Genomic DNA, 13,958 nt, shown 5'->3' on the forward strand with positions numbered 1-13,958 from the left:
GGACCTTGCGGCACACGGGGCGGGACGGAAAACAATGTTATTTCATCAGATTTACTACAACCTTTCTTTTGCTAACTTTATTGATTTCTTCAATTGAACCTCTAAAACCTTCTTATCAGGTAATTCCGTCAAATACTGGGCGATATGTATTCCTGAGTTACCCAACTCCAACAGTTCTACCAGACTATCACTTTTCTCAGCGCAAAGCAAAATTCCCATAGGAGAGTTTTCACCTTCTGCTCTTTCATGTTTATCCAGCCAGCGTAGATATAATTCAATCTGGCTCTTATGCTCTACCTTGAATTTACCTAACTTCAACTCGATAGCAATGAGTCGTTTCAGCTTTCTATGATAGAACAATAAGTCAATATAATAATCCACATTATCAATAGTTATCCGTTTTTGGCGAGCAAGAAACGCAAAGTCGCTTCCAAGTTCCATGATGAAATTTTGTAAATGAGCCAAAATTGCAGATTCAAGGTCTTTTTCCGAATAAGTATCATTCAAACCTAAAAAATCCAATATAACAGGATCCCGAAATGCCATTTCAGGAGTCAGTTGCTTCTCTTTACGCAGTAATTCGATATCATGAGCTATGGTTTGCTCCGGTTTCTTACTGATAGCGGTACGTTCATACAACATAGAATCAATGCGTTTATTCAACTGACGCACACTCCAATGTTCCATTTTGCACATTTCAATATAAAAATCCCGTTTCAAAGGCTCATCAATAAACATTAGTGTACGAATATGCGACCAACTCAATTCTATACACAGTGTGTATAAAATCTCCCCATCAACAAAAACTTCGGCACAACGTATGCAATGCCTTAACTGTTGTTCACCCCATCCTTTCCCAAAAGCCACTGTCAACTCTTTACTCAGATTGGATAATATCTGTTTACCGTATTCAGCACGTTGATCTTTCAGAACTTCTTGCTTTATACGCTTCCCTATATTCCAGTAAAGCAATGTAATAGCACTATTTACCTGAGTAGCCACCTGCCGCCGACTCCTTGCTATAAGTTGTTTTATCTCTGTGGCAAGAGGATTGGACGCACTGTTCTCCAATATTATATTCTCGGATTCATTCATTATAGTTATTCTTTTGTTAATCAACATTCTACTGATTAAATAGATAATATACACATTGTCTTACAAAGGTACTAATTATTTTCCGTTATTCCAGCATGTCAAAGAGCGAATCATAAAAGAAACCCAAGGCTTCTTTTGAATATTATTCCTGTACACAACGAACAGAGAAACCAAAACCGGGACTCGGTGAATGCCCACAAGCTATATGTATATATTTAGTAACCATTCATTCAGGTTTTAAAAATCCACCACTTTATCAATCGTCTCCACCTTATCGAACACCACCACATTACCATTCGTAATGGTTACCCGCACATCACCACTGTTGGCACCGCTGATCTGCACAGTAATTGTATAGTGGTAGCCGCGGCGAACATTGTAATCATTCACCAGATTGCCGCCCAGATACAAACGATAACGAACAGAGATAGGGTTCGTGGCATCCAGAGCGGAAGTACTATAATTGTACCAATACGACCCGACCAGATCAATATAGGTACATTTCGACAAGTCACCACCCGATTCAGGTTTGCCGTCACCACCCAATGCGGGTGCCTTGCCATCGGCTTTAGGACCGTAGGCATTGAGGTTTTTCTCTTGGAAAGATTTGCCGCAACCTACTCCGCGAAGATTTTCGGGCATATAGAAAGTATAGGTACTGTTTGAATTAAGACCAGCATCGGCAGAATTAGAGCCAACACTACAAGTTCCGGTTATTTCCGTTGTTACCGGCGGATAAACACCAGCAGTTGTTCCGGCACGGCTTTCAATTGCTAATGATTTAGGTAGATTGCAAGCAGTTATGGATTGGAGAGTGAATCGTGCAGGGGAGCTGACTTTATTCGTCCATTTCACATCTATCCAGCTATAGGCATAGCTCAAACCTGCCAGAAGAACAACTTTGTCCTGCGTAGTATCATACACACCAGCAAATTCTATTGCATCCGATACCAGATAATTCGGCTGATTCTTATAATCTGTATAGTCGATTATAATGCCTTCCAAATCTGATTTTGTAGCATTAGAATTGTTAGAGAATGCAGTCAACTTAGAATTATCAACACCAAAATTCACAAGAATACGAAAAGTTCCTTTAAGATTTGAGAAACCGCTTGTAGTTACTTCTACAAGTGCTTTATTCTCACTACCATCTGAATTTTAACATTCTTAATTGCATCACCACTATAACATACAGCCTTTATCTTCTTATCATCTGCACCGAACTGCACCACCCATACATCGCTGAAACTAACGTCACCGATAGATCCGGCACGGGTATCTACCGACAAGGCCGGAGGCAGATTCAAATAAATACTGAGTCCCCCACTCTCATTCTCAACTGGTTCCGAAGATTCGCAAGCCACAAACAGGAAGGTAGCAGCAACACAAAGAAGGGTTATTATCTTATTCATAAGCATACACTGTATTTTAATCAATCTTTTCCCAAATCCTCACCGGTCAGATTGGTGGTTGTCCATTCACGGATGGCAAGCGTAAGATCGGAAGGAACAATCGCACCGTAAAATGTCAATGAGAAATCGAACTGATACGTCATTCCCGGCAACAAGGCTTTTTCAATAGTGGCAAAATAGGAATCGGTAGAAGTTTTCGTCTCACTGCCGGATTTATATTGCACTGTCAGATTCACATCAAACTTCATCTTTTGTGTTCCACCTACAGGCAATAGTACAGCGAGATCGCTGGTACGTGGAGCTTGAGGATTATAATCCAACGTATTATTTGCATCGAACTTTTCAAAAGAATAGGATGCATCGGCAGCAGTAGTCGGCGTCTCCCAGGAAGTATTATTCAGTTTATAAGCCAAACTTCCATAGAGGCCGCTCACCTTGATGAAATTTACGACTAACGCCGTAGGAAGTACCGGCTGCATGGAGTTTCTTGCCTTCACAGTGGTTATCACCTGCGCCCCCATACGAGTAAAAGGTTTGGGCAGAGACACCAGCATGGCATTGTCTCCTGTTTTATCCGGTTGCACCACAATGCCTTCCAACTTCGTGTACATGAAGTCCTTTCCGTTACTTACGGTGAATGCTCCGCTGCTATCCAACTCCGGCACTTCGGTAGAAGAATTGTAAGATACCAGATAGAGGTCGTACGTTCCACGATACAGGGTCAGACTGCCTGTAGCTTGCCGGGTTTTGAAGGAGTCGCTTCATCAGGTTGAACAGTGTAGTTTTTACTATCCAGCGGAGTTCCCAGATTCGTGCTTCCTGCCGGGAAGGCGTAGATGCGGAATATCTTACCGATTGCCATATCTTCTGATGTAGAAGCAGCATCGGCACGCGTCACCGAGGCACTATACATATCGAACGTCAATGTCACAGGTTCCCCCGGCTCCGGATCGGGGTCAGCATCCGGCAGTACTGCATCACCGGCACTACATCCTGCCAGCAATATTCCCAAAACAAGGCCGGAAAATACCGGAAAGCGGGAGGCTAAATTTAAAGATTTGTATTTCATAAGTCACTTATATTCCAATTCCCGTATTCTGATTTGCATCACTCTTCCATACGTCAATCTTTACATTGGTCAGACTGCCGCCCATCTTGTCTACCGTAATGGCGTAGACATAATGATAGCCTGCTTTCCATTGCACCGCACTCACAACCGCCGTTTCAAAAGAACGGGGAGTGACATTGCCGTCAGCTTCGGTGACATTCACCGTAAGGCGAAATGAAAGGCGCGTTTCGGCAGCACTCATAGGGGCTACCAAAGAACTGACATTAGGGTCTTTTTGCAAGGTGCTCAGCACTGTCGATCCTTCCAAAGCGATGGAATTGGTAGATGCCAGACCGTTCAGGGTTCCAGTACTCAGATTCATAGTATCACTCGACCCCATTTGCAAACGGCTGGTGCTACTTAGCAGTTCTATCTTTGTCAAAGTCAGCGTTTCCTGTACATTGGCAGACTTTGACACCCGGAAACTAACCTTTGCTAGAGCATGATTCATGGTGAAGGTAACCGCACGGGAAGCAGCCGTAGCTGCCAGCGGGGTGGCACGGAGGTAATCCACCTGCTGGGAAGCGTTGAAATTGTCCGCTACCACCTGAACAGGTACGGAATGATTACCGACAGAAGAATTTGTGACCGATAGATCCGACGGAGCAAAGGCATACAAACGATTGGGAGTACTCGTATTCGTCACCGTTATATCGGGAGGAGTAGTTGAACTCCATGTTCCATTCGCCAATTCGTACACGGATTTGGCATTCTTTGACAGTGCTGCATGCGCGTTATCGGTGACATATACACCGATTTTAGTCAACTGGGTGGCTCCCAGCGCACGAGTGACCGAAGGATCGGACAACTCCACCGAACGTAACTGCAAAGCATTTCCCTCAGTGTCCGGTTCCGGTACACCATCTCCATCACAGCCCAAGAATACGAGAGCTGCTACGGAAGCCAACAAGATATCTGTATATTTCATTTTCATCATTTTTTCTCGTTCTACTTTGTTACACCGGTCAGGTTGCATTGCCGACATCTTCTTCACCATCAGTACCACTGAAACCCGGAAGAAACTCCGTCACGACCACACTAGTAAGGTTCAACTCATTCGTTCCGGTAAACGTGTATTGATATTCGTATCCCGCATGAAAGGTCAAGCCACTGCCTTTCTCCTGATAAGTACGGGTCCCAAAGGGGCTTGCCGTCACCGAAATGGTATAGGAAGTGGCAGCTTTGGGTGAAAAGATACCTGAATAGGTATGGCGTCTCACGGCTTCGGAGGTTTTCAATAAGGTGATGGTTTCCTCGGTAGCGTTTCCACTACAGAGTCCCTTTCCGGTAACCTTAGCACTTCCACTACTATTATCAACCTGAAAACTTACAATAATCGTAATTTTACAGGTAGCCAGTGCAAAACTGAAACTGACACGGTTTCCGGTGGCAGCGGCGGTAGCAGTCAGCCGATTGCTTTTCCAGAAATTAGTAGGCGTGCTTTGATTCGCCAATATACTTGAAAAATCATTGGGAAAAGTGGCTGTAAAAGTCTCCCCGCTGCCCGTTGTAGTCATCGGAGTAGTGGACACAGACGGGGTCCAATTTCCGGCTGCCGTCCGTTTATAATTGACGTCTGTTGATCCTGTTTTTGATATTTTAATCACATCATCGGTCACAAATTTCTTTTTATCATAGTCCGATAGATGCGGGTCGTCCGCACGCGTCTGGGGATTGCCGATTTCGGCAGATATTTCCAACGGCGTAGCGACGCCTGCACCGTCCTGTGTACACGATGCGAATACACCTGCCATCAATAACAGTAGTAACCGGAATTGCGACCGGATACCCGTGTAGTTAGTATATATATGAGTCTTATTCATCATGCTTACTTTTAAATAGAGGGATCAAAGTCCCCATTATGCCTGCTTGATACCGTCCAGTCCTTTATTTCGGCCTGACCTACCGGGACGAGAATATTATTCTGCAATTTCAGTGTATATGTATAGCTGGTTCCTTTTGCCATGGCACATTTGACAATAGCCTTATAGGTGAGGCCATACGCATCTGTTATTGTTATTGAAATCTCCGTATTCTTGGCCCGCGGATAAATCACCGTGCACCAGATGTATTCGGAATCGACAGGGCGCAGCATATTGATACTTTCAATAGCCGTACTGCTGCCCGTCCTCAATCCGATTGCCTGTATGGTCATCCGGCTGAAAACAGGCAATGTATTCACACCGGTGAACTTCAGTGTCCGTTTCGCATTTTCATGATTGAAAGCATTGTCGCCTGTAAATTTCACTTCAGCACCCGAAACAGGGACTTCGGGTGTACGGAGGTAGTTACTTTTCAGGAAATCTGCTTTCTTCTCCTGGCTTGCCTGGATGCCATCGTAACCGACCGGGAAAGAAGCACGATACATCACGGCAGGAAGAAAACCCAATTCACTACCTGCGGATGCTTTCTAATTACCGGTTGCATTCAGGGTATATCCGGAGGATGCCAGCAGGACGGAGTTACGTGTACAGGTTACATTGATCTGGGCGCCGATTCTGAATTTACTCAGATCGTAGTCATTGGCAGGTGCAGCATCCCCCAGCCTATCTGTAGATGAAGGGGAAGCGGAAGTGCCGATCTCGGCAGTAATGGTGAGTGGAGTGCCTGACGCTACCGGAATACCCGATTGCTCGTCGGTGCAACCGGATGCCAGTAACAGGAAGCCGGAAGCGATATAAGGCAGTATATTTAAAATCTGTTTCTTCATTGCTTCGTTTCTCCTTTCGTCGGTTTATTCTATAATGGGCGGCACGTCCTGCGAGCCTCCATCCTTTTCTGTCCAAGCTTTTATTTCAACACTTTTCAGGGTGATATCATTCTTGTCGAGTTGCAGGTTGTAGGTGTAACGATGTCCTTTCTTCCACTCACCGTTGAACAGGGCGGCGTTGGCAGCGGTCAGGGTGCGGTCGTTGGTTGATGCAGACTTTTGCCCCAATACGAGGTTCAGGGATATCGGGTTGGTACTGGTTTCGTCTTTAGCTTTCGGGGCAACCAATCCGTAAGCTACCGGTTTCGGGGCACCGATATTACCCGGAAGTTGGGAAGTTCCTGCGGTTGCGGTAAAAGTGATGGTGGCTGTTGTGGCAAGAGTGATCGTACCGTCATTCAGTGCCAAGGTGCCAGCTGCATTTGCAGCACGGAAAACGGCTGTGCCCGTGCCAGTGGTAAGACTGATACTTTTCACATAGTTCCGTACCCGTCTTCTGGCGATGGCAAGTCAGCAAAGTATCATTCAGGTCCGCTTTATGCAGATGCGCCAAGTCAGTATAAGGCATCCCTTGCAACAGTACCATCAATGAAAGAACGTCTTGCGCTTGACGAACCTTCAGCGGTAGCTGTCGGTTTCGGGGCGTATGCACCAGCTTCTGCATCTGTGAAGCTGTAACTGCCAGCTTTTTTTCCGAAACCACTCCTGTCTTCAGGTTTGCAAACAGACGGAATTCACCCGCCACCAATCCACGGTCCACTGCTCTATTGTAAACCGCACGCAGCGCACGGATATAAGTAGAGATAGTGTTGTAACTCTTCTGCAAATCTTCCAGATAAGTCTGGAAGCGATGCAAAGCTCCCCTGTTCAGACCTCCCCAGAAGATTTCACCACCTCCCACGGATTGGGTAAATGCCCGCAGGGCATACTTGTAGATATTAGCAGTGGCGAAACGCCCCTCCTGCTGCAACTCTACAATGACTTCATTTATGAAGTCGGTTAAACTGTTTTGTTTCATAATCAATTGTATTAAAAATAAAAAACACCACACGAACAATGTCGTGCAGTGCTATGTTTAAAATGATAGGATTTATCTGTCGATTCTTATGATTTTCTCTTAAAATGTTATTTTATGATCCATTGTTCTATGTTCCTGGTACGATTACTAAAGTTCACCCCAATTTTAAATAACTTACGGGAATCGGATTCAAAAGGTAGAGCATATCGTTTTTCTTCTATTTGCCGCAATGCTTCTTCGGCAGTACCTTCGAGCTTGAATTCCATAACATAGATATACTTATCTGTTTTCAGCACCAAGTCTATACGTCCCTCAGATGTATGATACTCTGCTTCCGTATAGAAGCCTACCAACTTGAAGATTATAAACACCACATTCTGATAATGAAGTTCCAGATCACTGACAAGCTCATAAGGAGTATCGGCAAAGAAACTTTGCAAACGACGGAAGAAAGCATCGGGTTGCCCACTCTCTACTTCACGAACAAACTTTTGTATCTCAAACGGAGCTTCCGCTTTGTTAACCCGAGCATAGAATGGCATTAAAAACCTCATAAACCCTTCTTCTACTTCTCTATTCGGGAACCCCAAACAGTAGGTGCCGAAACGAGAATTGTATCCCTTAATCGTCAAATATCCGCTTTGATAAATCACAGGTATGGGACTATCATCATCATAGATACTATTCAAGACATCCACACTGGTTTCTTCGTGAGTCATCTGCTCCAGATCATAATGATTATGCTTCAGCAATTCTACGAGATAAGTAGGTGTCCCGGTCTCAAACCAATAACTACCAAACTTCATCTTATAAAAGGTATTCAGTACACTGAAAGGGTTGTAGATCCCTTCAGAATCTTCTACAAAATGGTAGCCATCGTAACACTCCTTCAACTCGGCACAAACTTATTCATACGTCATCTTTTGTACCGTTGCCAGTTCATGCAAATCTTCTTCCAGATTATTATGTACTTCTTTCTCCGTTAATCCGCAAATAGAAACGAACGGCTCATCCATAGAGATGTCATTCAGATTATTCAAGTCACTAAAGACACTGATTTTACCAAATTTAGTAACTCCCGTCAACAGAGCAAACCGGATACATCTGTCCATCGTCTTGAGTACACCATAAAAAGGTTTCAGGGTATTACGAAATTCGGTCTGAAGCTCTTTGTCTCCAATAGCCTGCAACATAGGCTTGTCATACTCGTCAACAAGGATAACAACACCTTCGCCGGTTTGCTTGTAAGCCCGCTCCACTACACCTGCAAAGCGCAGAGCAAGAGTTACCTCACCGACACCGGTACCATAAATGGCTTCCCACTCTAACAATGCCTTATTCAGAATATCGTCAAGGCTGTGGGGCGCATCATATTTCCCGATATTGAGGTCCAGATGCAAAATCGGATGTTTTTTCCATTCTTTCTCCAACTGTTCCAAAGCAAGTCCTTCAAAAAGTTCGCGTGCACCCGAGAAGTAAGCCTCTAAAGTAGACAAAAGCAGACTCTTGCCAAAACGTCGCGGCCGACTCAAAAAGTAATAGCTACCAGTCTACACTAATCTGTAGATCAGTGCCGTCTTATCAACATAAAAGTAACCGTTTTTACGAATCTTCTCAAAACTTTGTATGCCGATCGGATAGATTTTATTACCCATGATTTGTTCTCCTTTTAACGTTAAACGACACAAAGATAATAATGTTTTGTGATAGACAGTGTGACAAAATGAAAAACCTTGCGACAGATAGGGTAAATATCAATTCAATTATTTATCTTTGTTAGCTTTTATAAGTTAGCATACAAAAAACAATAACTACAATGAAAGATTTTTTTAAATTTACGCTTGCCACCATCACAGGTATTATCGTGTCATGCGTTGTGTTGTTTTTCGTCAGCATCCTGATACTGTTTAGTATGCTGTCTTCGTCGGAGTCTGAAACACAAGTACGCAAGAACTCTGTGATGATGCTCGACATGAGAGGCATGCTCTCTGAACGCAGTCAGGACAACCCATTCGACATGTTCCTGAGTGAAGATGAAACCACTTATGGTTTGGATGACATTCTGTCGTCTATCCAGAAGGCTAAGGATAACGAAAACATCAAAGGTATTTATCTGCAGGCCGGTTCAATGGGTGCAGGTTTTGCTTCCATAGAAGAAATACGCAAAGCACTGGCTGACTTCAAGACCAGCGGTAAATTCGTAGTAGCTTACGGCGACCAATATTCACAGCGTCTGTATTACTTGGCAAGTGTAGCCGACAAGGTGATTCTGAATCCACAAGGTTCAATCGGCTGGTATGGTCTGGCTTCTACTCCGGTTTTCTACAAGGATTTGTTGTCTAAGATTGGTGTGGAAATGCAGGTATTCAAGGTAGGTACTTACAAATCGGCTGTAGAACCGTTTATCTCTACCGAAATGAGCCCGGCCAACCGCGAACAGGTAACTGTATTCCTGGATGGCATCTGGGGACAAATGTTGGGTGACATCTCCGAATCAAGAGGCGTAAGCAAAGAGAAACTGAACGAGGCTGCCGACAAGATGCTGATGTTCTACCCTGCAGAAGACTGCGTGGAATATGGACTTGCAGACACCTTAATATATAAGAATGATGTACGCAACTATCTGAAAACTCTGATAGGCATAGATGAAGATGACCGTATGCCGGTACTGACTCTGAAAGATATGGTAAACGTAAAGAAAAACGTTCCGAAGGATAAGAGTGGAAACATTGTTGCCGTGTACTATGCGTATGGTGCCATTGATAGCGGAAGTTCATATGCTGATAGCGAAAATGGAATCAACTCTGAAAAGGTGATCCGCGACTTGCGCAAACTGAAAGAAAATGAAGACGTGAAAGCGGTAGTGCTGCGTGTGAACTCTCCGGGTGGTAGCGCTTTCGGTTCGGAACAAATATGGTATGCAGTGACCGAGTTGAAGAAAGAAAAACCGGTAATTGTATCTATGGGTGACTATGCTGCATCAGGCGGATACTATATTTCTTGTAACGCAGACAGCATCGTAGCTGACCCGACCACGCTGACGGGTTCCATCGGTATCTTCGGTATGTTCCCCAACGTGAAGGGATTGACAGACAAGATCGGTCTTTCATTTGACGTTGTGAAGACAAATACATATTCTGACTTCGGAATGATGGGACGTGCACTGAATGATGGTGAAAAGGCTTTGATGCAAAATATGGTGAACGAGGGTTATGAACTGTTCGTGAAACGTTGCGCAGAAGGTCGCGGCATGACTACAGACGAAATCAAGAAGATTGCCGAAGGTCGTGTGTGGACAGGTGCCAAAGCCAAAGAACTGGGCTTGGTAGACGAACTGGGCGGACTGGACAAAGCATTGGAAATGGCTATCGCAAAGGCCGGACTGGATGCTTACACCGTAATGTCTTACCCCGGCAAGAAGAGTTTCTTCGAAACGCTGATGGATACGAATCCGGGTAGATATATCCAATCTCGTATGCTGAAAGGCAAAGTAGGTGAACTTTACAATCAGTTCGATTGGCTGAATAACTTTGAGAATTACGATAAGATTCAAGCACGCGTTCCGTTCGAGTTGAACATCAATTAAAGAAAGGAGTGGATGGAAGAACCGCTGGTTAAGATACACTATTGGCTATACCCCGTCTCGTGGATTTACGGGATGGGAGTATACCTGAGAAATAAACTCTTTGATTGGGGATATTACCAGTCAAAGAGTTTTGACGTACCTGTAGTATGCGTTGGAAACCTCGCTGTAGGCGGAACAGGCAAGACGCCACACACGGAGTATCTTATCAAGCTGTTGCAACAGACAGGAGCGAACGTTGCCATGCTGAGCCGCGGTTATAAACGGAAAAGCAAGGGATATGTGCTAGCTACGGAGAAAACAGACGTAAAGCGCATCGGTGACGAACCATATCAGATAAAAATCAAATTCCCGGGTATCCGGGTGGCTGTAGACGAGAATCGTTGTCATGGCATCGAACAACTGATGAAGTTGGACAATCCCAAAGTGGATGTGGTGTTACTGGACGACGCTTACCAGCACCGGCATGTAAAGGCCGGACTGAATATCCTGCTGACTGATTTTCACAGGTTGTTCTCAGATGACACCCTGCTTCCGGCAGGACGATTGCGTGAACCGGAAGACGGTAAAAACCGGGCGCATATCGTAATCGTAACCAAATGCCCGGAGGATATCAAACCAATAGATTTCAATATCATCACGAAAAGGCTAAAACTGTACCCATACCAACAACTTTATTTCTCCTCATTCCGATACGGAGCACTGACACCGCTTTTCGGCAAGAAGCGGAGAACACTCACATCACTGGAAAAAGACGAACAGGTGTTGCTAGTTACAGGAATCGCTTCGCCCGCACCCTTGGTGGAAAAACTGGAAGCATATACACCGCATGTGAACATATGCCAGTTTGACGATCACCATGATTTCAGTAGCAAGGATCTGCAAATGATCAAGGAACGCTTCGAGCGTATGGAAGGAAATAAGAAGCTGATAATCACAACAGAAAAGGATGCGACAAGGCTGCAACATCATCCGGCATTGGCCGAAGCATTGAAACCGTATCTATACGTTTTGCCTATTGAGATAGAATTTTTACAAAATCAACAACATATATTTAACCAAAATATTATTGGCTATGTTAGAGCTCATTCAAGAAACAGCAGCTTACCTAAAAGGTAAAATGCACACACAACCAGAGACAGCAATTATCCTCGGAACCGGTTTAGGCAGTCTCGCCACCGAAATCACTGAGAAGTATGAAATAAAATATGAGGAAATCCCGAACTTCCCTGTATCGACGGTAGAAGGACACAGCGGAAAACTGATATTCGGAAAGTTAGCCAACAAAGATATCATGGCAATGCAGGGACGCTTCCATTACTATGAGGGTTACTCTATGAAAGAAGTAACATTCCCCGTACGTGTGATGCGTGAACTGGGAATCAAAACCCTGTTCGTTTCAAATGCCAGCGGTGGTACGAATCCTGATTTTGAAATCGGCGACCTGATGATTATTACGGATCATATCAATTACTTCCCGGAACATCCGTTGCGTGGCAAGAACATTCCGTATGGCCCGCGTTTCCCGGATATGAGTGAGGCGTATGACAAAGAGCTGATCCGTAAGGCGAATGCTATTGCAGCAGAAAAAGGAATTAAGGTGCAACACGGCGTATATGTCGGTACGCAAGGCCCGACGTTTGAGACACCGTCCGAATATAAATTGTTCCATATCCTCGGTGCAGATGCAGTAGGTATGTCTACAGTGCCGGAAGTGATTGTTGCCAATCATTGTGGCATCAAAGTGTTCGGTATCTCCGTGATTACCGACCTCGGTGTGGAAGGCAAGATTGTGGAAGTAACGCACGAGGAAGTACAGAAAGCTGCCGATGCTGCACAACCAAAGATGACGGAAATTATGAGAGAATTGATAAACAGAGCGTAATCATGAGAACAGAAATATCAAGCCTCGGTGAGTTCGGTCTTATCCGCCGCCTTACCGAAGGCATTGAACTGAAGAATGAATCGAGCAAGTACGGTGTAGGCGACGATGCCGCCGTACTCTCCTATCCTACCGAAAAGCAGGTTTTGATTACTACCGACTTGCTGATGGAAGGTGTGCATTTCGATTTGATTTATGTCCCACTGAAACATTTAGGCTATAAGGCGGCTGTCGTGAACTTCTCCGACATCTATGCCATGAACGGTACCCCGAAGCAGATAACCGTTTCCCTGGCTCTTTCCAAACGCTTCTCCGTAGAAGATATGGAGGAGCTATATGCAGGTATCCGCCTGGCATGTGAGGAGTACGATGTGGATATCGTAGGTGGTGACACTTCTTCCTCGCTTACAGGACTGGCAATCAGCATCACTTGTATTGGTGAGGCAGATAAGGATAAGGTTATCTACCGGAATGGTGCCAAAGAGACTGATCTAGTTTGTGTGACCGGTGACTTGGGTGCGGCATATATGGGTTTACAGCTATTGGAACGAGAGAAGGTGGCATTAAAAGGGAAGACTGATGTGCAGCCTGATTTCTCTGGAAAAGAGTATCTTCTGGAACGTCAGCTAAAACCGGAGGCACGTCGCGATATCATCAAGAAATTAGCGGAAGAAGGGATTCAGCCCACTTCCATGATGGATATCTCGGACGGTTTATCTTCTGAATTGCTGCATATCTGTACGCAAAGTAAAGTAGGTTGCCGTGTTTACGAAGAGCATATTCCTATTGACTACCAGACAGCTGTCATGGCAGAGGAGTTCAACATGAACCTGACTACATGTGCACTGAACGGTGGCGAGGATTATGAATTGCTATTCACCGTCCCCATCTCTGACCACGAAAGGATTTCTGAAATGGAGGGTGTGAAACTGATCGGTCATATCACGAAACCGGAACTGGGTTGTGTTTTAATTACTCGCGACGGCCAGGAATTTGAGTTAAAAGCCCAAGGATGGAACCCACTGAAAGACGAAACGACCGAAAATGCAGAAGAATAAAAGGGAGAAGAATAAAAAAACACTTTTTTATTAAATTATAAACGCTGATACTTAGCCACATAGGCAATTATCAGCGTTTTTTATCCCCAAAG

The 13,958-nt window shown here is 44.6% G+C and carries 14 protein-coding genes and 2 pseudogenes; 4 read left to right on the plus strand and 12 right to left on the minus strand.

The genetic code is table 11. From position 1 onward, the window contains the following. Window positions 1-54: 54 nt before the first annotated feature. From BACINT_RS15210 to BACINT_RS15265, 12 genes and pseudogenes are all read right to left on the minus strand, one after another. On the minus strand, window positions 55-1,095 hold the full coding sequence (locus BACINT_RS15210; protein WP_115502714.1) for a PDDEXK nuclease domain-containing protein: 1,041 nt from the start codon (window positions 1,093-1,095) through the stop codon (window positions 55-57). Window positions 1,096-1,332: 237 nt separating this feature from the next. After that, complete coding sequence (locus BACINT_RS15215) at window positions 1,333-2,100, minus strand: DUF4906 domain-containing protein (RefSeq protein WP_157448660.1); 768 nt, start codon at window positions 2,098-2,100, stop codon at window positions 1,333-1,335. Between the two features lie 119 nt (window positions 2,101-2,219). Further along, on the minus strand, window positions 2,220-2,507 hold the full coding sequence (locus tag BACINT_RS15220; RefSeq protein WP_147400730.1) for a hypothetical protein: 288 nt from the start codon (window positions 2,505-2,507) through the stop codon (window positions 2,220-2,222). A gap of 20 nt (window positions 2,508-2,527) precedes the next feature. Further along, a complete protein-coding gene (locus BACINT_RS24610) occupies window positions 2,528-3,172 on the minus strand; it encodes a hypothetical protein (RefSeq protein WP_007664556.1) in 645 nt (214 codons plus the stop codon). Window positions 3,173-3,228: 56 nt separating this feature from the next. After that, on the minus strand, window positions 3,229-3,576 hold the full coding sequence (locus BACINT_RS24615) for a hypothetical protein (protein WP_007664557.1): 348 nt from the start codon (window positions 3,574-3,576) through the stop codon (window positions 3,229-3,231). Window positions 3,577-3,583: 7 nt separating this feature from the next. Then, window positions 3,584-4,543 carry a fimbrillin family protein gene (locus tag BACINT_RS15235; protein ID WP_118308507.1) on the minus strand — a complete coding sequence of 320 codons (960 nt, stop codon included), beginning with the start codon at window positions 4,541-4,543 and terminating at the stop codon, window positions 3,584-3,586. 37 nt (window positions 4,544-4,580) lie between these two features. Next, a complete protein-coding gene (locus BACINT_RS15240) occupies window positions 4,581-5,438 on the minus strand; it encodes a fimbrillin family protein (protein ID WP_232288773.1) in 858 nt (285 codons plus the stop codon). Window positions 5,439-5,449: 11 nt separating this feature from the next. Next, window positions 5,450-6,004 carry a fimbrillin family protein gene (locus BACINT_RS15245; RefSeq protein WP_044155074.1) on the minus strand — a complete coding sequence of 185 codons (555 nt, stop codon included), beginning with the start codon at window positions 6,002-6,004 and terminating at the stop codon, window positions 5,450-5,452. A gap of 21 nt (window positions 6,005-6,025) precedes the next feature. Further along, on the minus strand, window positions 6,026-6,325 hold the full coding sequence (locus tag BACINT_RS15250; RefSeq protein WP_007664565.1) for a hypothetical protein: 300 nt from the start codon (window positions 6,323-6,325) through the stop codon (window positions 6,026-6,028). 24 nt (window positions 6,326-6,349) lie between these two features. Continuing rightward, window positions 6,350-6,733: a fimbrillin family protein gene (locus BACINT_RS15255; protein WP_007664568.1), complete on the minus strand. Its 384-nt coding sequence runs from the start codon at window positions 6,731-6,733 to the stop codon at window positions 6,350-6,352. A gap of 61 nt (window positions 6,734-6,794) precedes the next feature. Then, window positions 6,795-7,343, minus strand: a pseudogene (locus tag BACINT_RS15260) (phage integrase SAM-like domain-containing protein); the annotation flags it as partial. A gap of 107 nt (window positions 7,344-7,450) precedes the next feature. Then, window positions 7,451-8,998, minus strand: a pseudogene (locus BACINT_RS15265) (ATP-binding protein). 161 nt (window positions 8,999-9,159) lie between these two features. On the opposite strand from BACINT_RS15265, the gene sppA reads away from it, so the two are divergent. Genes sppA through thiL form a run of 4 tightly spaced genes read left to right on the plus strand, consistent with a single transcriptional unit; the run spans window position 9,160 to window position 13,866 of the window. Further along, a complete protein-coding gene (gene sppA / locus BACINT_RS15270; protein WP_007664581.1) occupies window positions 9,160-10,929 on the plus strand; it encodes a signal peptide peptidase SppA in 1,770 nt (589 codons plus the stop codon). A 12-nt stretch (window positions 10,930-10,941) separates the two neighbouring features. Beyond that, entirely contained in the window at window positions 10,942-12,045 is a 1,104-nt protein-coding gene (lpxK, locus tag BACINT_RS15275; protein ID WP_007664583.1) for a tetraacyldisaccharide 4'-kinase, read from the plus strand. Next, window positions 12,002-12,811 (plus strand): purine-nucleoside phosphorylase, encoded by an 810-nt coding sequence (locus BACINT_RS15280; RefSeq protein ID WP_007664585.1) that lies wholly within the window; start codon window positions 12,002-12,004, stop codon window positions 12,809-12,811. Before lpxK ends, BACINT_RS15280 begins: the two co-directional genes overlap by 44 nt. Window positions 12,812-12,813: 2 nt before the next feature. Then, window positions 12,814-13,866, plus strand: a complete 1,053-nt coding sequence (gene thiL / locus BACINT_RS15285; protein ID WP_007664587.1) for a thiamine-phosphate kinase — start codon at window positions 12,814-12,816, stop codon at window positions 13,864-13,866. The last annotated feature ends 92 nt before the right edge of the window (window positions 13,867-13,958 follow it).

The sequence above is a fragment of the Bacteroides intestinalis DSM 17393 genome (genome assembly GCF_000172175.1).
Lineage (GTDB): Bacteria > Bacteroidota > Bacteroidia > Bacteroidales > Bacteroidaceae > Bacteroides > Bacteroides intestinalis.

Coding starts and splice junctions, on each gene's coding strand:
- BACINT_RS15210 (WP_115502714.1), bottom strand. CDS start 1,095: ATGAATGAATCCGAGAATATAATATTGGAGAACAGTGCGTCCAATCCT.
- BACINT_RS15220 (WP_147400730.1), bottom strand. CDS start 2,507: ATGAATAAGATAATAACCCTTCTTTGTGTTGCTGCTACCTTCCTGTTT.
- BACINT_RS24615 (WP_007664557.1), bottom strand. CDS start 3,576: ATGAAATACAAATCTTTAAATTTAGCCTCCCGCTTTCCGGTATTTTCC.
- BACINT_RS15235 (WP_118308507.1), bottom strand. CDS start 4,543: ATGAAATATACAGATATCTTGTTGGCTTCCGTAGCAGCTCTCGTATTC.
- BACINT_RS15240 (WP_232288773.1), bottom strand. CDS start 5,438: ATGAATAAGACTCATATATATACTAACTACACGGGTATCCGGTCGCAA.
- BACINT_RS15250 (WP_007664565.1), bottom strand. CDS start 6,325: ATGAAGAAACAGATTTTAAATATACTGCCTTATATCGCTTCCGGCTTC.
- sppA (WP_007664581.1), top strand. CDS start 9,160: ATGAAAGATTTTTTTAAATTTACGCTTGCCACCATCACAGGTATTATC.
- lpxK (WP_007664583.1), top strand. CDS start 10,942: ATGGAAGAACCGCTGGTTAAGATACACTATTGGCTATACCCCGTCTCG.
- BACINT_RS15280 (WP_007664585.1), top strand. CDS start 12,002: ATGTTAGAGCTCATTCAAGAAACAGCAGCTTACCTAAAAGGTAAAATG.
- thiL (WP_007664587.1), top strand. CDS start 12,814: ATGAGAACAGAAATATCAAGCCTCGGTGAGTTCGGTCTTATCCGCCGC.